The 18902-nt window shown below is 57.9% G+C and carries 18 protein-coding genes; 5 read left to right on the forward strand and 13 right to left on the reverse strand.

Annotation, left to right across the window (positions count from 1 at the left end; genetic code table 11):
- Positions 1 to 103: 103 nt before the first annotated feature.
- Positions 104 to 754 (reverse strand): 23S rRNA (uridine(2552)-2'-O)-methyltransferase RlmE, encoded by a 651-nt coding sequence (gene rlmE / locus AACY36_RS14160; protein ID WP_032862906.1) that lies wholly within the window; start codon positions 752 to 754, stop codon positions 104 to 106.
- Between the two features lie 105 nt (positions 755 to 859).
- On the opposite strand from rlmE, the gene AACY36_RS14165 reads away from it, so the two are divergent.
- Positions 860 to 1168, forward strand: coding sequence for a YhbY family RNA-binding protein (locus tag AACY36_RS14165; RefSeq protein WP_017139256.1), 309 nt, complete (start codon positions 860 to 862; stop codon positions 1166 to 1168).
- 9 nt (positions 1169 to 1177) lie between these two features.
- Here the strand turns inward: AACY36_RS14165 and AACY36_RS14170 are convergent, their stop codons facing one another.
- The 8 genes from AACY36_RS14170 to grpE all read right to left on the reverse strand — a co-directional run bounded on the left by AACY36_RS14170 (position 1178) and on the right by grpE (position 11643).
- The gene (locus AACY36_RS14170; protein WP_339420289.1) at positions 1178 to 1582 is read right to left on the reverse strand and encodes an MFS transporter; all 405 of its coding nucleotides are present in this window, start codon (positions 1580 to 1582) and stop codon (positions 1178 to 1180) included.
- 28 nt (positions 1583 to 1610) lie between these two features.
- Entirely contained in the window at positions 1611 to 2087 is a 477-nt protein-coding gene (gene greA / locus AACY36_RS14175) for a transcription elongation factor GreA (protein ID WP_049711485.1), read from the reverse strand.
- Positions 2084 to 5305 (reverse strand): carbamoyl-phosphate synthase large subunit, encoded by a 3222-nt coding sequence (gene carB / locus AACY36_RS14180; protein ID WP_045060049.1) that lies wholly within the window; start codon positions 5303 to 5305, stop codon positions 2084 to 2086. The genes greA and carB overlap by 4 nt, the downstream gene beginning before the upstream one ends.
- A 105-nt stretch (positions 5306 to 5410) precedes the next feature.
- Entirely contained in the window at positions 5411 to 6547 is a 1137-nt protein-coding gene (gene carA, locus AACY36_RS14185) for a glutamine-hydrolyzing carbamoyl-phosphate synthase small subunit (protein ID WP_339420286.1), read from the reverse strand.
- A gap of 257 nt (positions 6548 to 6804) precedes the next feature.
- Entirely contained in the window at positions 6805 to 7611 is an 807-nt protein-coding gene (gene dapB / locus AACY36_RS14190) for a 4-hydroxy-tetrahydrodipicolinate reductase (protein WP_339420284.1), read from the reverse strand.
- A gap of 10 nt (positions 7612 to 7621) precedes the next feature.
- A complete protein-coding gene (gene dnaJ, locus AACY36_RS14195) occupies positions 7622 to 8746 on the reverse strand; it encodes a molecular chaperone DnaJ (RefSeq protein ID WP_339420282.1) in 1125 nt (374 codons plus the stop codon).
- Positions 8747 to 9063: 317 nt separating this feature from the next.
- Positions 9064 to 10980 (reverse strand): molecular chaperone DnaK, encoded by a 1917-nt coding sequence (gene dnaK / locus AACY36_RS14200; protein WP_339420280.1) that lies wholly within the window; start codon positions 10978 to 10980, stop codon positions 9064 to 9066.
- A 102-nt stretch (positions 10981 to 11082) separates the two neighbouring features.
- Positions 11083 to 11643 (reverse strand): nucleotide exchange factor GrpE, encoded by a 561-nt coding sequence (grpE, locus tag AACY36_RS14205; protein WP_049711480.1) that lies wholly within the window; start codon positions 11641 to 11643, stop codon positions 11083 to 11085.
- A gap of 254 nt (positions 11644 to 11897) precedes the next feature.
- Between grpE and recN the strand changes: the two genes are divergently transcribed.
- Positions 11898 to 13571, forward strand: coding sequence for a DNA repair protein RecN (gene recN, locus AACY36_RS14210; protein WP_339420278.1), 1674 nt, complete (start codon positions 11898 to 11900; stop codon positions 13569 to 13571).
- 86 nt (positions 13572 to 13657) lie between these two features.
- On the opposite strand, the gene fur is transcribed toward recN, so the two are convergent.
- Positions 13658 to 14062: a ferric iron uptake transcriptional regulator gene (gene fur / locus AACY36_RS14215; protein ID WP_003194220.1), complete on the reverse strand. Its 405-nt coding sequence runs from the start codon at positions 14060 to 14062 to the stop codon at positions 13658 to 13660.
- A gap of 98 nt (positions 14063 to 14160) precedes the next feature.
- Here fur and AACY36_RS14220 point away from each other — a divergent pair, with 98 nt between their 5' ends.
- Positions 14161 to 14688, forward strand: a complete 528-nt coding sequence (locus tag AACY36_RS14220; RefSeq protein WP_339420276.1) for an outer membrane protein assembly factor BamE — start codon at positions 14161 to 14163, stop codon at positions 14686 to 14688.
- 63 nt (positions 14689 to 14751) lie between these two features.
- On the opposite strand, the gene AACY36_RS14225 is transcribed toward AACY36_RS14220, so the two are convergent.
- Both AACY36_RS14225 and AACY36_RS14230 read right to left on the reverse strand, forming a co-directional pair.
- Positions 14752 to 15054, reverse strand: a complete 303-nt coding sequence (locus tag AACY36_RS14225; protein WP_339420274.1) for an RnfH family protein — start codon at positions 15052 to 15054, stop codon at positions 14752 to 14754.
- Positions 15047 to 15481: a type II toxin-antitoxin system RatA family toxin gene (locus AACY36_RS14230; protein WP_339420272.1), complete on the reverse strand. Its 435-nt coding sequence runs from the start codon at positions 15479 to 15481 to the stop codon at positions 15047 to 15049. The genes AACY36_RS14225 and AACY36_RS14230 overlap by 8 nt, the downstream gene beginning before the upstream one ends.
- A gap of 168 nt (positions 15482 to 15649) precedes the next feature.
- Between AACY36_RS14230 and smpB the strand changes: the two genes are divergently transcribed.
- A complete protein-coding gene (gene smpB, locus AACY36_RS14235; RefSeq protein WP_339420271.1) occupies positions 15650 to 16132 on the forward strand; it encodes an SsrA-binding protein SmpB in 483 nt (160 codons plus the stop codon).
- 36 nt (positions 16133 to 16168) lie between these two features.
- Here the strand turns inward: smpB and AACY36_RS14240 are convergent, their stop codons facing one another.
- The gene (locus tag AACY36_RS14240; RefSeq protein WP_028617983.1) at positions 16169 to 16936 is read right to left on the reverse strand and encodes an FCD domain-containing protein; all 768 of its coding nucleotides are present in this window, start codon (positions 16934 to 16936) and stop codon (positions 16169 to 16171) included.
- Between the two features lie 251 nt (positions 16937 to 17187).
- Between AACY36_RS14240 and AACY36_RS14245 the strand changes: the two genes are divergently transcribed.
- Entirely contained in the window at positions 17188 to 18882 is a 1695-nt protein-coding gene (locus tag AACY36_RS14245) for a lactate permease LctP family transporter (protein ID WP_339420269.1), read from the forward strand.
- Positions 18883 to 18902: the final 20 nt, after the last annotated feature.

Here is an 18902-nt window from a genome sequence, read left to right on the forward strand (position 1 = left end):
GCAGGCGCCGTCTGTAACCCTTTGTGAAACTTTGACTACACAATATTCGTAAAGCTTCGTGACGAAAGCGATATAAAAAAACCTATCGCCCTCCTCCAAATCCTCAAAAACGCTCTTCGCTCGCAGCGCCTTCAACACCGCGGAAGCCGCGGCACAACAGATACTGCTCCCGGGACCTGTCCCGGGAAGAGTCAGGCTTGCGCGTCTGCACCTTGTCGAACAACTTGCGGATGTTCTTGTGGTACTCGTCAAACCCTTCGCCCTGGAAGACCTTCACCAGGAAGTCACCACCAGGACGCAACACCCGACCCGCCAAATCCAGGGCCAGTTCACACAGGAACATGGCTCGCGGCATATCGACGGCCGGTAATCCACTCATATTGGGGGCCATGTCGGAAATCACAAGGTCCACCTGCGAATTTCCCACAGCCTCAAGGATCTGTGCGAGCACGGCGTCCTGGGTGAAGTCCCCATGAACAAAGGTCACATCCGGGATACTGTCCATTTCCAGGATGTCGGAAGCGATCAAGCGACCTTGACCACCAATCAGACGACTGGTCACCTGCGACCACCCACCCGGCGCCGCGCCAAGGTCGATAACGCTCATGCCTGGACGGATCAACTTGTCCTTGTCCTGGATCTCCAGCAGCTTGTAACTGGCCCGTGAACGGTAGCCGTCCTTTTGCGCCTTTTTGACGTAAGGGTCGTTGAAATGCTCTTGCAGCCACTTAAGGCTAGTTTTGGAACGGGCCACGGGCCACCTCGAAAATAAAACGGGTCGTGATTAACTGGGCGGTCCCGGACTCGCTCGGGTAAACTGGCCGCCGCTTTTTACAAGATCAGACGCAGGGGTCAGATTATGCCGCTCACTCAAGAGCAGAAGAAACAGTACAAATCCATTGGCCACCATCTGAAACCAGTTCTGATTGTGGCAGACAACGGTTTGACTGAAGGTGTGCTAGCCGAACTTGAACGCGCATTGGGCGATCACGAACTGATCAAGATCAAGGTCAACATCCTTGACCGCGAAGCGCGCCTGGCCGCCATTGCAGAACTGTGCAAGGTGGGCAAAGCGGACCTGGTTCAGGTCATCGGCAAGATGGCGCTGCTGTATCGCAAGAACTTCAGCGTCAACAAGCAACTGTCGAACGTTCATCGCTTCAAATGATATCAAGGGTTACGGGCGTGCTTCGCGCGCCCCGCCACTCCATCCCGGTGCCGGCTGTATAACCAGCACCAGACCAGAGAACCCTAGCACAAGATAGCTGAACAGCTGCCAGCGCAACGCTTCCGGCAGCCACACATGCACCACGCAAAACATTGCGCACGCATACAGCGCCATCAACAGCAGTTGGCCGCGAATATCCCGCCATAAACTCCCCAAGCCTTCGGCCTTGACCAGCACCAACGCCTGGAGCGTCACGCACGCCGCCGCGAAACCCACCAGCAACGCACTGAGTAATCCATCGATTTCATCGATCAGCAACGGTGCCAGGCCAACCAGGCCCAGCGCCGGCAACACACCGATGTGCAACAACCACAGGCCTCCCACCCAAAGCATCTGGGAGAGCTGCCAAAGCATGGCGCCCGCATAGAGCGGGCGCCGTCTTTCAGATGTGACGAACTTCAACAATCTCGTACTCGATCACGCCGCTTGGCGTTTTCACAGCCACCACATCACCCTCTTCCTTGGCAATCAAGGCGCGGGCAAGCGGAGAACCAACGGAGATCTTGCCGAGTTTGAAGTCAGCTTCGTCTTCGCCCACGATGTGGTAGACGACGCGCTCATCTGTCTCGACGTTGGCGATTTCCACGGTGGTGCCGAAAATCACCTTGCCGGTATGTGGAATGGTCGTCACATCGATGATTACCGCATTCTGCATACGGCCTTCGATGTCACGGATCCGCGCCTCGACCATACCTTGCTGCTCGCGAGCAGCGTGGTATTCGGCATTTTCCTTCAAGTCACCCAGCTCGCGAGCGGTGCCGATATCCTGGCTCAGCTTCGGGCGGACGACTTTGGTCAGATGGGCGTGTTCCTCTTCCAGGGCCTTGGCGCCCTGGACGGTCATTGGGTATTTGGTCATGCCTTCAATCCTGCGTGTAGATCTTGCAAGCGACGCACGGTCTTTTCCGGACCGAACTTGAGCGCTTCACAGATGGCTTCGCCAGCAGCAATGGTGGTGGTGCAGTAGATCTTGTGCTGCAAAGCGTTACGACGAATGGAATAGGAGTCCGCGATCGACTGGCGACCTTCGGTGGTGTTGATGATCAGGGTGACTTCGTCATTCTTGATCATGTCGACCACGTGCGGACGGCCTTCCGTCACTTTATTCACGCGACGCACTTTCAGGCCGGCGGCTTCGATCAGCTTGGCGGTCCCGGCGGTGGCCACGACCTCGAAGCCCAAGTTGATCAAATCACGGGCCACGCCCGCAACCAGCGGCTTATCGTCATCGCGCACGCTGATGAACGCAGTACCGCCGGTCGGCAGCACTTCGCTGGCACCCATTTGGGCTTTAGCAAACGCCTCGCCGAAGGTATCGCCCACGCCCATCACTTCACCGGTGGACTTCATCTCTGGGCCCAGGATCGGGTCCACACCAGGGAATTTGGCGAATGGGAACACCGCCTCTTTCACGCTGTAGAAGTTCGGAATGATTTCCTTGGTGAAGCCGATTTCCTTCAGGGTCTTACCGGCCATCACGCGGGCAGCGATCATAGCCAGGGACACACCGATGCACTTGGAAACAAACGGTACAGTACGCGACGCGCGCGGGTTGACTTCGATGACGTAGATGTCTTCGCCTTGCAGCGCCAACTGTACGTTCATCAGACCGACCACGCCCAGTTCCAGGGCCATTTTCTTGACCTGTTCGCGCATCTCGTCCTGGATGTGCGCCGGCAGCGAGTACGGCGGCAGCGAGCAAGCGGAGTCACCGGAGTGAACGCCAGCCTGTTCGATGTGCTGCATGATCGCGCCGATCACTACGTCGGTGCCGTCGCAGACTGCGTCCACATCCATTTCGATGGCGCAGTTGAGGAAGTGGTCGAGCAGCACCGGGCTGTCGTTGGACACTTTCACCGCATCACGCAGGTAGCGCTTGAGCTCTTCTTCTTCGTAGACAATTTCCATCGCACGACCGCCTAACACGTAGGACGGACGCACCACCAACGGGTAGCCGATCTTGCTGGCTGCGCGAATGGCTTCATCTTCGCTGCGCACGGTGGCGTTTGGCGGCTGACGCAGGTTCAGGCGCTCAACCATTTGCTGGAAGCGCTCGCGGTCTTCGGCACGGTCGATGGCGTCCGGGCTGGTGCCGATGATTGGCACGCCGGCCTCTTCCAGTGCACGCGCCAGTTTCAGCGGGGTCTGGCCGCCGTACTGGACGATTACACCCTTAGGCTTCTCAACCCGGCAGATTTCCAGCACGTCTTCCAGGGTCACGGGTTCGAAGTACAAGCGATCGGAAGTGTCGTAGTCGGTGGAAACAGTTTCCGGGTTGCAGTTGACCATGATGGTCTCGTAACCGTCTTCGCGTAGGGCCAGTGCCGCGTGTACGCAGCAGTAGTCGAACTCGATACCCTGGCCGATACGGTTTGGACCGCCGCCGAGGATCATGATCTTGTCGCGGCCCGAAGGCGCGGCTTCGCACTCTTCCTCGTAAGTCGAGTACATGTAGGCGGTGTCGGTGGCGAACTCAGCCGCGCAGGTGTCAACGCGCTTGTAGACCGGGAAGATCTCCAGCTTGTGACGGTGACGACGCAGCGCTTTCTCGGTCACGCCCAGCAGCTTGGCCAGACGCATGTCGGAGAAGCCTTTGCGCTTGAGCTTGAACATCAAGTCGCGGTCGATGCTGGCCAGCCCCAGGGTCTTGACCTTCTCTTCTTCCTTGATCAGGTCTTCGATCTGCACCAGGAACCACGGGTCGATCATGTTCATGCCGAAGATGTCTTCGACCGACAGACCGGCGCGGAAGGCGTCAGCCACGTACCAGATGCGCTCGGCGCCGGGCACGGTCAATTCGCGCTTGAGGATGCTCATGCTTTCCGGGTTGCTCAGGTCGAGCTTTTCGTCCAGGCCGCAAACGCCCACTTCCAAACCGCGCAAAGCTTTCTGCAGGGATTCCTGGAAAGTCCGGCCGATAGCCATGACCTCACCCACCGACTTCATTTGAGTGGTCAGGCGTGCGTCGGCTTTCGGGAATTTCTCAAAGGCGAAGCGTGGCAACTTGGTCACGACGTAGTCGATCGACGGCTCGAAGGACGCTGGAGTAGCGCCGCCGGTGATTTCGTTCTGCAGTTCGTCAAGGGTATAGCCGATCGCCAACTTGGCAGCGATACGCGCAATCGGGAAACCGGTGGCTTTCGAGGCCAGAGCCGAGGAACGGGATACCCGCGGGTTCATCTCGATGACGACCATGCGACCCGTGTCCGGGCAGATGCCGAACTGGACGTTGGAGCCGCCGGTTTCCACGCCGATCTCGCGCAGTACCGCCAGGGAGGCGTTACGCATGATCTGGTATTCCTTGTCCGTCAGGGTCTGTGCCGGCGCAACAGTGATCGAGTCACCGGTGTGCACGCCCATTGGGTCAAAGTTTTCGATAGAGCAGACGATGATGCAGTTGTCCTTCTTATCGCGGACAACCTCCATCTCATACTCTTTCCAGCCGATCAGGGATTCGTCGATCAGCAGCTCTTTGGTCGGCGACAGGTCCAGGCCACGGGCGCAGATTTCTTCGAACTCTTCACGGTTGTAAGCGATACCGCCGCCGGTGCCACCCATGGTGAAGGACGGACGGATGATGCACGGGAAGCCCAGCTTCTCGAGCACTGCGTTGGCTTCTTCCATGCTGTGGGCGATGCCCGAGCGCGGGCAGTCCAGGCCGATGGATTTCATTGCCTTGTCAAAGCGCGAACGGTCTTCTGCTTTGTCGATGGTGTCGGCATTCGCGCCGATCATCTCTACGCCGAACTTTTCCAGGACGCCTTCGCGCTCCAGGTCCAGTGCGCAGTTCAGAGCAGTCTGGCCGCCCATGGTCGGCAGCAGCGCGTCCGGACGCTCTTTCTCGATGATCTTGGCAACGGTCTGCCACTTGATCGGCTCGATATAGGTGGCGTCGGCCATGTCCGGGTCGGTCATGATGGTGGCTGGGTTGGAGTTCACCAGGATGACGCGGTAGCCCTCCTCGCGCAGGGCTTTACAGGCCTGGGCGCCGGAGTAGTCGAATTCGCAGGCCTGGCCGATCACGATCGGGCCAGCGCCGAGAATCAGGATGCTTTTTATGTCTGTACGTTTTGGCATGGGTTTGTCACTCAAATCCGCAGGTCAGTCGGCAAGCCGTCTTGAACAATCTTTAGAGAGCCTGCAGGGGCCGCCGGAGTTAGGGGCCGCCCGCAGACCGCTCAGTTAGCGTCGCTTGGCCATCTCATTGATGAAACGGTCGAACAGCGGCGCTACGTCGTTCGGGCCCGGGCTGGCTTCAGGGTGGCCCTGGAAGCTGAACGCGCTCTTGTCAGTGCGCTCGATGCCTTGCAGGGAACCGTCGAACAGCGACTTGTGAATGGCGCGGACATTAGCCGGTAAGGTCGCTTCATCCACCGCAAAACCGTGGTTCTGGCTGGTGATCATCACAACACCGGTGTCCAGGTCCTGCACTGGGTGGTTGGCACCGTGGTGGCCGTGGCCCATTTTCAGGGTCTTGGCGCCGGAAGCCAGTGCCAGCAGCTGGTGGCCGAGGCAGATGCCGAACACCGGAGTCTCGGTCTCCAGCACGTCCTTGATGGCCTGGATAGCGTAGTCGCATGGCTCAGGGTCACCCGGGCCGTTGGACAAGAACACGCCGTCTGGCTGCAAGGCCAATACATCGCTGGCCGGAGTTTGCGCCGGCACCACGGTCACGCGGCAACCGCGCTCTACCAACATGCGCAGGATGTTGTATTTGACGCCGTAGTCATAGGCGACAACGTGGTACGGCAGCTCAGCGGCATCGATAGTCGCGTGACTGTCGGTCTTCAAGTCCCAGACAGTGGAGCGCCACTCGTACTTCTCTTTAACGCTGACGACTTTCGCCAGGTCCATGCCTTTCAGGCCAGGGAAACCTTGCGCTGCGGCAATCGCCGCCTCTTCGGAGATATTGTCACCGACCATGATGCAGCCGTTCTGCGAGCCTTTTTCACGCAGGATGCGTGTCAGGCGGCGCGTATCGATACCCGCGATAGCCACAACGTTGTTGGCTTTGAGGTAGTCGGACAGCGACATCGTGTTACGCCAGTTGCTCGCAACCAGTGGCAGGTCACGAATCACCAGACCAGCCGACCAGACACGATCAGACTCGACGTCTTCCGGTGTAGTACCGGTGTTGCCGACGTGCGGATAGGTCAGGGTAACGATCTGTTGGGCGTAGGAAGGATCGGTAAGGATTTCCTGATAGCCGGTCATGGCAGTGTTAAACACCACCTCTCCAACGGTCTGACCGTCGGCTCCAATGGCTTCGCCGCGAAAAATGCTGCCATCAGCAAGGGCGAGTATGGCTGGCTTAGTCAAGAAGACCTCCCGTAAATAAAGCCTGAAAGGGCGATCGCAGGTGTAAAAAAGCGGAGTGACGTATGGACACGTCACCCCGCTCATTCACTGAATTATTCTGCGCGCTTTTAGTGAACACACTAAAGCTGTAGCTTACAGAAAAAGGCTTTTTTGGTCCACCGCTAATGAGTCTAAAAGGCAGGGGAATGCGACAGGACGTCGCTTAGCGGGAAAAACGGGGCCCAAGCATAAGCTTGAAGCCCTGTTTGAGCGACTGATCAGTGCAGATCCAGCACATCGCGCATGTCGTAGAGGCCTGGCTCGCGCCCTTCCAACCACAGCGCAGCACGTACCGCACCTTTGGCAAAGGTCATCCGACTAGACGCCTTGTGCGTGATTTCCAGGCGCTCGCCTTCAGTGGCGAACAACACAGTGTGATCACCGACCACGTCGCCACCGCGCACAGTCGCAAAGCCGATGGTGTCACGCGCACGCGCACCGGTGTGACCTTCACGCCCGTACACCGCCACTTTCGATAAATCGCGACCCAGCGCATCGGCGATGGCTTCACCCATGCGCAATGCAGTACCCGACGGCGCGTCGATCTTGTGGCGATGATGGGTCTCGATGATCTCGATATCCGCTTCATCACCCAGCACGCGCGCCGCCAGGTCCAGCAATTTGAGCGACAGATTCACACCGACACTGAAGTTCGCCGCGAAGACGACCGGAATATCCTTCCCCGCCTCCACCAACAACTGCTTCTGCTCAGCCGTCAAACCGGTGGTGCCAATCACCATGGCCTTACCCGCCCTGCGGCAGAACGCCAGGTTTTTCAGCATCACGTCCGGCAGCGTAAAGTCGATCAGTACGTCAAACTCATCAGCCACCTGCTCCAAGTGGCCGGACAACGAAACACCGATACGCCCCAGAGAAGCCAACTCACCGGCATCCGCACCGATCAACGTGCTACCCGGACGCACAATCGCCGCGGTCAGCCCGGAGGCCGGCGAGCGCTGCTGCACCGCTTCGACCAGCGTCTTGCCCATGCGCCCGGCAGCGCCCATTACGGCTATACGTCGCATATTCAATTCCTTACAGGTCGCCGAAGAAGCGCTTCACGCCATCGAAAAAGCCCGTGGTTTTCGGTGAGTGTGAGTCATCGCCTTCCAGCGAACTGCGGAACTCTTCAAGCAATTCGCGCTGACGACGCCCCAGATTGACCGGCGTTTCAACTGCCACACGGCACATCAGGTCGCCCGCTCCACCACCGCGCACCGGCGCAACGCCTTTGCCACGAATACGGAACTGCTTGCCGGTCTGCGTGCCTTCAGGAATCTTGAGCTTGACCCGTCCGTCCAGCGTCGGGATTTCCAGCTCGCCACCCAAGGCTGCGTCGACAAAGCTGATCGGCACCTCACAGAACAGGTGCTTGCCGTCGCGCTGGAAAATCGAGTGCTCGCGCACATTGATTACAACGTACAGGTCGCCCGTAGGTCCGCCTTGAGCACCCGCCTCACCTTCGCCCGACAGGCGAATGCGGTCACCGGTATCCACGCCAGCCGGCACTTTTACCGACAGCGTCTTGTACTCTTCGACACGTCCTTCGCCGTGGCAGGAATCGCACGGATCAGAAATGATCTTGCCCTGGCCATGACAGCGCGGGCAGGTCTGCTGCACCGAAAAGAAGCCCTGCTGCATACGAACCTGGCCGATACCACCACACGTCGGGCAGGTGATCGGCGAGGAGCCCTTCTTGGCACCCGAACCATCGCACGGCTTGCAGTTGACCAGCGTCGGCACGCGAATGTTGACGCTGGTGCCGCGCACGGCTTCTTCCAGGTTCAATTCCAGGGTGTAGCGCAAATCGCTGCCACGCTGGGCGCCGCCACGCTGACCACCCCGGGCACCGCCGAAGAAATCGCTGAATACATCGCCGAAAATGTCGGAGAAGTTCTGACCACCAAAACCGGCACCGCCGCCCCCCATGTTCGGGTCGACACCGGCATGGCCATACTGGTCGTAGGCCGCACGCTTGTTGGGATCAGACAGGCATTCGTAGGCCTCATTGGCCTCTTTGAACATCTCTTCGGATTCTTTGCTATCCGGATTACGGTCCGGGTGATGCTTCATCGCCAGGCGACGGTAGGCCTTCTTCAGGTCCGCCTCGCTGGAGCCGCGCTCCACACCCAACACTTCGTAATAGTCACGCTTTGCCATAAGTCTTTGCACTCTTAAGGACGTTCGGCCAGACCCTCCTGAGCCCCGCCAAACTCGTTGAGCCCCAATACAGGCCCGGACCCAACTCACGTCAATTCAACGATCCTGGTCATTACTACTTTTAGCCAAGGACCCGGCCAAAAATACGGTAGTTATTGCTCGGAAAGCAGGAGCATTCCCGATCACACCGCCAGCACCCGAACGCTGTCGCATGCTGTAAAAATTCGCTTACCCCAGACACGCCAACGCGGGAGCAAGCTCCCGCGCGGCGACATCCTACCAGTCACCGCTTAAAAGCGGTCAACCGGGCGACCAAGTTACTTCTGTTCTTTAACTTCTTCGAACTCGGCATCGACAACATCGTCGTGCTTGGCTTCAGGCTCTGCCTGTTGCGCTGCACCGTCAGCTGGCTGACCTTGTTCGGCATACATTTTCTGTGCAACCGGCGCGGAGACTTTGGACAGCTCCTCGATCTTGGCTTCGATAGCAGCCTTGTCGTCGCCTTTAACGGCGGCTTCCAGGGCAACTACGGCAGCTTCGATCGCGGCCTTCTCTTCAGCGCTCACTTTATCGCCAGCATCAGCGACCATTTTGCGCGTCGAGTGAACCAGTGCATCACCCTGGTTGCGGGCGCCAGCCAACTCAGCAAACTTGGCATCCGCATCAGCGTTGGCTTCAGCATCACGAATCATCTGTTGAATTTCTTCATCAGACAGACCGGAGTTGGCCTTGATAGTGATCTTCTGCTCTTTGCCGGTCGCCTTGTCTTTCGCGCCAACGTGCAGGATACCGTTGGCATCGATGTCGAAGGTCACTTCGATCTGTGGCACGCCACGGGGTGCAGGTGGAATCTCAGCCAGGTCGAACTTGCCCAGGGACTTGTTCTGAGCCGCTTGCTTACGCTCACCTTGCAGCACGTGAATGGTCACAGCACCCTGGTTGTCATCGGCAGTCGAGAACACCTGGGATTTCTTGGTAGGAATCGTGGTGTTTTTCTCGATCAGCGCAGTCATCACGCCGCCCATGGTTTCGATACCCAAGGTCAGCGGGCTGACGTCGAGCAGCAGTACGTCTTTCACGTCACCGGCCAATACCGCACCCTGGATAGCAGCACCCATGGCAACTGCTTCGTCAGGGTTCACGTCTTTACGCGCTTCCTTGCCGAAGAACTCGGTGACTTTCTGCTGAACCAGTGGCATGCGGGTCTGACCGCCCACCAGGATCACGTCGTTGATGGCGCCAACGTCGATACCGGCATCTTTCAAAGCGATGCGGCAAGGTTCGATGGTGCGCTGAACCAGATCTTCAACCAGAGCTTCCAACTTGGCGCGAGAAATCTTCACGTTCAAGTGCTTAGGACCGGTGGCATCTGCAGTGATGTACGGCAGGTTAACGTCGGTCGACATGCTCGAGGACAGCTCGATCTTGGCCTTCTCAGCAGCTTCTTTCAGGCGCTGCATGGCCAGCGGGTCACCCTTGAGGTTCATGCCGCTTTCTTTCTTGAATTCGTCAACAAGGTAGTCGATCAGACGAATATCGAAGTCTTCACCGCCCAGGAACGTGTCACCGTTGGTGGCCAACACTTCGAACTGGTGCTCGCCGTCAACTTCAGCGATCTCGATGACCGAAACGTCGAAAGTACCGCCACCCAGGTCATAAACGATCACGGTGTGATCGCCTTTGGCCTTGTCCATACCGTAAGCGAGAGCCGCTGCGGTGGGTTCGTTGATGATGCGTTTTACGTCCAGGCCCGCGATGCGGCCGGCGTCTTTGGTCGCCTGACGCTGGCTGTCGTTGAAGTAGGCCGGAACAGTGATCACCGCCTCAGTCACTGACTCACCGAGGTAATCTTCGGCAGTCTTTTTCATCTTTTTCAAGACTTCAGCCGAGATCTGCGGTGCAGACATCTTGTTGCCATTTACTTCAACCCAGGCGTCACCGTTGTCAGCCTTGGCGATTTTGTAAGGCACCATCTTGATGTCTTTCTGTACGACTTCTTCATCGAACTTACGACCGATCAGACGCTTCACCGCGTACAGAGTGTTGTGCGGGTTGGTCACAGCCTGGCGCTTGGCCGACTGGCCAACCAGGATCTCGCCATCATTTGCATAAGCAATGATCGACGGCGTAGTACGCGCGCCTTCGGCGTTTTCGATGACTTTAGCTTTGCCGTTTTCCATGACGGAGACACAGGAGTTGGTGGTCCCCAGGTCGATACCGATAATTTTGCCCATGATTTACTCTCCCGAAACTTGAATTTGGATGCCGCAGCAGTTGTGGCTAACTGCGGTAGCACTTAAACGCTTGACTTATAGATGGGGGCCTTACGGCGTATTTCAAGCCTGCTCATCAATAGAAGGCGAAACCGGTGCAGGAGCCTTGCTCACCACAACCATCGCCGGGCGCAGCAAGCGACCGTTGAGCTGATATCCCTTCTGGAACACTTTCAACACGCTATTAGGCTCCAGGTCATGGCTTTCCTGCATGGCCATGGCTTGGTGGTGCTCAGCGTTGAACGGTTCACCGCCCATTGGATCGATGGCTTCCAACTGATAACGCTTCAGGGTGTCCTGGAACATTTTCAAGGTCAGCTCGATCCCTTCGCGCATTGGGCGGATGTTTTCGTCGTCCGGGTTGGACAACTCAAGGCCACGCTCCAGGCTGTCAATGATCGGCAGCAAGTCACTGGCGAACTTCTCCAGTGCGAATTTGTGAGCCTTTTCTACATCCTGCTCGGCACGGCGGCGGACGTTCTGCAGATCGGCGGCAACACGCAAAGACTGGTCCTGCGCAGCAGCCAATTGCTCTTCGAGCACTTGCACACGAGTTGCCAGCTCATCGCCGACAGCCGAATTAGCGTCTGGAGTTTGCGTATCCTGCGTCTGTTCGTCAGCCATAGTTTTCTCCTTTCAAAATCATGCGCGAACTCAACTCGCGCTTCTGTTCCGGTATATGGGGCCACAATTTCCAGGTTCAAGGGCGAAGGCGTTACCAAAAGTCTTTCGACTGACCTTCATCAATTCCTGCCCATTAATTCCTGGCAGCACTTAAAAAGACGTTGAATCAAGCAAATCGAGCTAAGCGTCAGGATTGTCAGCGCCAAAGAAAACACTGTATAAATAACCAGATCTAAAGCCTGGGAGCGGCCAACATGCTCGTGCACCTGTCCGTACATAACTACGCCATCGTTGAACACCTGGATCTTGAATTGGATCGCGGGATGAGCGTAATCACAGGCGAAACCGGCGCCGGCAAGTCGATCATGCTAGACGCCCTGGGCCTGACCCTGGGTGATCGCGCCGACAGCGGCGTGGTTCGCCCCGGTGCGGACAAGGCCGACATCCTGGCCACCTTCGACCTGGCAGACATACCCGAGGCGGAAGTCTGGCTAGCCGAGCGCGACCTAAATAATGAAGGTCCGTGCATCCTGCGTCGGGTCATCACGGCGGAAGGCCGTTCACGTGGCTATATCAACGGCACACCTTGCCCGTTGGGCGACCTTAAAGCTCTGGGCGAGTTGCTGATAGATATCCACAGCCAACACGAACACCAGTCCCTGCTGAAAACCGACACCCATCGCCGCCTGCTCGACGAATACGCTGGCGCGACAGACCTTGCCCGCCAGGTGCAACTTGCCGCTCAACGCTGGCGCCAGACTCGCCAAGAGCTGGAGCGGCTCTCCAATTCCGGCGATGAACAACGTGCTCGCCATCAGCTGCTCAGTTATCAACTCGAAGAGCTGGAAAGCCTGGGCCTGGGCGAGACCGAACTAGAGCAGCTTGAGCAAGAACATAAGAACCTCACCAACGCAGAAACCCTGCTGGGTATCTGCCGACAGGTGGTGGAGCAATGTAGCGAGAGCGATTCCGGCAATGTGCTCAACGCACTGACTGCCAGCCTCAATCGCTTGTCGAGCGTGAACAACGCTTCCGGGTCGCTAAGTGAGGCCACCACCCTGCTCACCAGTGCACAGATTCAAGTAGAAGAAGCGGTAGGCGAACTGAACCGTTTCCTGGATCACTTCGATGCCGACCCGGCACGCCTGCAGGACATAGAAGAACGCCTGGACACCATTTATACCCTGGCGCGCAAACATCGAATTCAGCCCACCGAAGTAGTGACGATGCAGCAGAAGCTACTGGATGAAATCGAGACCCTGAACGCCAACGATGAATCTATCGAGCGCCTGGGTGACGAGCTCGCTTCTTTCGCCCGTCATTACCAAGAGAAAGCGCGCGAACTGAGCGACCTGCGTCAACAAGCAGCCACTGGCCTGGCCAGCGCAGTGGAGTTGGAAATCCAGCGCCTGGGTATGCCGGGCGGACGCTTCACCATTGAATTGCGCACCAACGCCAGCAACGAACTGCAGCCCCACGGCCTGGAACAGGTGGAACTACTGGTTAGCGCCAACCCTGGACAGCCGCTCAAAGCACTGGCAAAAGTGGCATCTGGTGGCGAGCTGTCGAGGATCAGCCTGGCGATCCAGGTAATTACCGCGCAAACCTCTCGGGTGCCGACCCTGGTATTCGATGAAGTCGATGTGGGTATTGGCGGACCGACGGCGGAAATTGTTGGCCAGTTGCTGCGGCGCCTGGGGGACCGAGGCCAAGTGCTAACGGTGACTCACTTGCCGCAAGTCGCGGCCCAAGGGCATCAGCATTTGTTTGTGCATAAGGTACGCGGCAGTGATGCAACACACACAGCCGTGTCCAAGCTGAATAAGTCGGAGCGCGTGGAAGAAGTCGCGCGCATGCTCGGTGGCATCGATTTGACCAAGGAGTCTTTGGCGCACGCGAAGAAGATGGTCGTGGCGGCGAAGGCCTAAGCGGACAGTTTTCTCTATTATAGAAAGCACGAAGGCGACCCTAAGGTCGCCTTCGATCGTTTTGCAACGTCAATCTGCAGCGCTTGTTACTTTTTCTTACGGATGTACAGAACCAGATTATGGTCAACCAAATCGAAGCCATGCTCCTCAGCAATCTTATGCTGCAGGGCTTCGATCTCCGGGCTGGTGAACTCGATAACCTCATTGGTATCCAGGTCAACCATGTGGTCATGATGCCCACCGTCAGCCAATTCGAACACCGCATGACCGCCGTCGAAATTATGACGAACCACCAGCCCTGCGGCCTCAAACTGGGTCAGCACACGGTAAACCGTGGCCAGGCCAACGTCCTCGTTAGACTCCATCAGCGCCTTGTAGACATCCTCGGCACTCATGTGGCGCTGCTCAGCAGAATCGAGCATTTGTAGAATCTTGACTCGTGGCAGAGTCACTTTAAGACCGGCTTTGCGTAGTTCGCTATTTTCAACCATGGTTAGCTTTCTCGCGGATGCTGCTTCGCAGCTTCTCTTAATACGGGTATGATCGGCGTTTACGTTGTCCCAGCCAAGATAGTGGAAGTCGCCCACCGATGCAAAACACCAAGCTCTTGCTAACCAGTTTCACCTTTGTGGGACTGCTCGCACTCGCCGGTTGTTCATTCCCCGGGGTTTACAAAATCGACATCCAGCAGGGCAATGTCGTCACGCAGGACATGATAGACCAGTTACGCCCCGGAATGACCCGACGGCAAGTACGGTTTATTATGGGTAACCCCCTGCTGACCGACACTTTCCACGCCGATCGCTGGGATTATCTCTACAGCCTGCAGCCAGGTGGCGGTGAACGCCAGCAGGAGCGCGTCAGTGTCAGCTTCAATGGCAATGACCAGCTTGTCAGCCTGTCCGGCGACTTCATGCCTGGCGTAAGCCGTGATGAAGCCCTGCTCGGCAAGGATAACGGCACTAACGTGACCGCACCTGCGCAGGAAGGCGAGAAGCCGAAGTCTGAAGTACCGGCTAAGCCTGGATCTTTGCTCGACAAGATCCAGAAAGACATCGACGGCGTGGAAACTGTTCCCGTCCCGACGCCGCAGCCTCTGGACACCAGCCCGCAGTAAGTTTGCGGCGCCCAACAAAAAGCCCGGTATGCCGGGCTTTTTGTTGCCTGCCATTTGGAGGGCTTACGAGCCCCGCTGCTTGGCCAAAGCAGCCTTGGCTGCGCGCAGCCGGCGCGCCTCTTTCGGGTCCGCCAGCAGCGGCCGGTAAATCTCAATACGATCACCCGCCTGCACGGCATGCACTTGCGCGTTCGCGACCACCTTGCCGAATACCCCCAAAGGGCAATCAGCCAGATCCAACTCTGGAAAGTGCACGGCAATACCTGACGCCTGAACCGCCGAGCGCACGCTGGTGCCTGCTGGCACCATCACCACCAGCAAAACCTGGCGATCCATGGCGGCATATACCACCTCAATCTCAACCATGCAGTTGCTTGGCTCGCTGACAGAACGCATCCACCAACGTATTGGCCGCCTGGTTGAATAAAGGCCCCAACGTCGCACGCACGACAGGACCGGCGTAATCAAAGGAAAGATCGAGGCTTATTTTGCAGGCCTTATCGGTCAGCGCCTTAAATACCCAGACACCATGCAACTGGGTAAACGGCCCTTCCTGCAAATTCATTTCGATGGATTGCCCGGGCACCAGCACATTACGCGTTACAAAGTGCTGACTGAGGCCGCCCTTCGCGACCCCAACGCTGGCGACCATGTACTCATCGCTGCCCTCCAGCACTTCGGCTGTCGAGCACCACGGCAAGAATTCCGGGTAACGCGCCACGTCGTTGACCAGGTCATAAAGCGCTTGTGCCGGATAAGGCAGCAGCGCCGAACGTTGAATATGCGTCGTCATGTGTGCGTTATTTCCACAGCTGAGCGGCAAACATCGCGAAAGAACAGCCCGATCCGCGAAAGAAAAAAACAAGAGAACTGCCCGCATTGTCCGGGATTCGTCCAACACGCTCAAGCACGCAGGTTGACCGTAGCCGATACGCTCGCAACTCCCTATAATGCCGCCCCTATGGCTAAACAAAAGAAACACCCCACAGGGACCATCGCGCAAAATAAAAAGGCGCGACACGATTACTTCATCGAGCATCGGTTCGAGGCTGGTCTGGTCCTGGCCGGCTGGGAAGTAAAGAGTCTGCGTGCCAGCAAGCTGCAACTGGTCGACAGTTATGTGCTGCTCAAGGATGGCGAGGCGTGGCTGCTAGGCAGTCATATCACCCCGCTGACCACCGCGAGCACCCACGTGATTGCCGACCCGGTACGCACGCGCAAACTGCTGCTCAACGCTCGCGAACTGGAAAAGCTCGCCTCCTCCGTACAGCAGAAGGGCTACGCCTGCATCTGCTTGTCCTGGTACTGGAGCAAGCACCTGGTCAAGTGCGAGATCGCCTTGGGCAAAGGCAAGAAGGAATACGACAAGCGTGATACCGAGCGCGAGCGCGATTCCAATCGCGAGCTGCATCGCGCTGTGCGTAACAAGGGCAAGGAAGACTGACCCTTGCTGCGAAGTAGCCTTGGGAGCTCCCCTCGGCTACATCCCCTTGCGCCGCTCCGCACGCGCCACACGCTGAACCTCCTGACGCACCTCTTCCAACACCTCCTGCACATACAGCAGGTGACGTGTGGAAACTTCTCGCGCCTGCTCGGCCCGCCCCTCGATGATTGCCAGGTACAGATCCCGGTGCTGACTGATCAGCATGTCGCGGGTTTCCGTACGCTGCTGGTACATGCCACCGATGTTGGTCACCACGTTGCGCTTGAGCAGGTCGAACAGCCCGCGAATGGTGTGCAGCAAAACCGCGTTGTGGCTGGCCTCGGCGATAGCCAAGTGAAACCGCGCATCCGCCGCCCCCTCTTCCGCACGACTTACTTCATCGGAACGGGTGTAGCAATCCTGTAGCGCTTCGAAAGCCGCCGTAAGACGCTCACGATCGACTTCGGTGGCGCGCAGCGCTGCGTAATAGGCACAAGACGCCTCAAGGGTCTGGCGAAACTCCAACAGATCACGCTGAGCTTCGGGATTGTTTTCCAGCAGGTGCAGCAGCGGATCACTGAAAGTAGAACCCAATGACTCAGCCACGTAGTTCCCCCCGCCCTGGCGGCTGACGAGCAAGCCTTTGGCGGACAATTTCTGGATCGCCTCCCGCAAGGAAGGGCGCGACACACCAAATTGCTCAGCCAAGGCGCGCTCGGCTGGCAAGCGCTCGCCGGACTTTAGCGTGCCCTCAAGGATCATGCCCTCAAGCTGCTCGACGATATCGTCAGACAAACGGCGCTGACGCACCTGATCAAACCCCATAACTCACTCTCCACCATCCCGACCACTCGCCGGGGCCTCTATTCTGGCCTATCGCAGCGCTTGCAGCACCTATCAGAACGCCCTCGTTTCAACCGATCAGAACGACCTGCCCGCGGACCTACGACCAAAGTTTCGCGAGCGGCAAATTGACACACGCCTGCCAAGGCTTTTACTCTAGCCAACAGCGATTGTAAATTGGTATTACCAATTATCCAAGCTGACCAAACAACAACAATCAGGGGCCACCCCATATGCAAACCTGGCAACAGCTCTACAGCCCACTCGGCAGCCTCGGCCTGTCCGCACTGGCGGCGGTTATTCCGATCGTATTCTTCTTCCTGGCCCTGGCCGTGTTCCGCCTCAAAGGTCACGTAGCCGGCAGCATCACCTTGGCGCTGTCGATCCTGGTAGCGATCTTTGCCTTCCAGATGCCGGTGGACATGGCACTGGCCGCCGCCGGTTACGGCTTTGCCTATGGCCTGTGGCCAATCGCCTGGATCATTGTCGCGGCCGTGTTCCTGTACAAACTGACCGTCAAGAGCGGCCAGTTCGAAGTCATTCGCAGCTCAGTCCTATCGATCACCGACGACCAACGCCTGCAAGTGCTGCTGATCGGCTTTTGCTTCGGCGCCTTCCTGGAGGGTGCTGCCGGTTTCGGCGCGCCCGTGGCAATCACCGCGGCACTGCTCGTCGGCCTGGGCTTCAATCCACTGTACGCCGCTGGCCTGTGCCTGATTGCCAACACCGCCCCCGTGGCCTTCGGTGCACTCGGTATCCCGATCATCGTTGCAGGCCAAGTGACCGGCATCGATGCGTTCAAAATCGGCGCCATGACTGGCCGTCAGTTGCCCCTACTGTCGATGTTCGTGCCGTTCTGGCTGGTGTTCATGATGGACGGCTTGCGCGGCGTGCGTGAAACCTGGCCGGCCGCACTGGTAGCAGGCTTGAGCTTTGCCATCACCCAGTACTTCACTTCCAACTTCATCGGCCCGGAACTGCCGGACATCACCTCGGCGCTCGCCAGCTTGATCTCCCTGACCCTGTTCCTGAAAGTCTGGCAACCCAAGCGCACAGCAGGTGCACAGATTGCCGGTGCGACTTCAAGCGCAGCGGTCGTCGCCAGCGCCGGCGGTTTTGGTCTGCCACGCAACACGGTTGTCTCGCCGTACAGCCTGGGGCAAATTTTCAAGGCCTGGTCACCGTTCCTTATTCTGACCGTGCTGGTCACTATCTGGACCCTCAAGCCGTTCAAGGCCATGTTCGCCGCCGGCGGCTCGATGTATAGCTGGGTGTTCAACTTCGCGATCCCGCACCTGGACCAACTGGTGATCAAAGTTGCGCCGATTGTGACCACCCCCACTGCCATTGCGGCAGTGTTCAAGCTGGACCCCATCTCGGCGACCGGCACAGCGATTTTCTTCTCTGCGCTGATCTCAATGCTGGTGCTGAAGATCAACCTAAAAACTGGTCTTACCACTTTAAAAGAGACCTTCTACGAACTACGCTGGCCAATTCTGTCCATTGGCATGGTGCTAGCCTTCGCTTTTGTCACCAACTACTCCGGCATGTCTTCGACCATGGCACTGGTATTGGCCGGCACAGGTGCAGCCTTCCCATTCTTCTCGCCATTCCTCGGGTGGCTGGGCGTTTTCCTGACAGGCTCCGACACCTCGTCCAACGCGCTGTTCAGCTCACTGCAAGCCACCACCGCGCATCAGATCGGTGTCAACGACACGCTGCTGGTCGCCGCGAACACCAGTGGCGGTGTGACCGGCAAAATGATCTCGCCACAATCGATTGCCGTGGCCTGCGCCGCCACGGGGTTGGTGGGCAAGGAATCCGACCTGTTCCGCTTTACCCTCAAGCACAGCCTGTTCTTTGCGACGATCGTCGGGTTGATCACCCTGGCTCAGGCCTACTGGTTCACCGGAATGCTGGTGCATTAAGGCCGGTACGTAATAGGGTA

Origin of the sequence: Pseudomonas sp. EA_15y_Pfl1_P101 (assembly GCF_963970835.1) — a bacterium.
GTDB lineage: Bacteria > Pseudomonadota > Gammaproteobacteria > Pseudomonadales > Pseudomonadaceae > Aquipseudomonas > Aquipseudomonas tritici.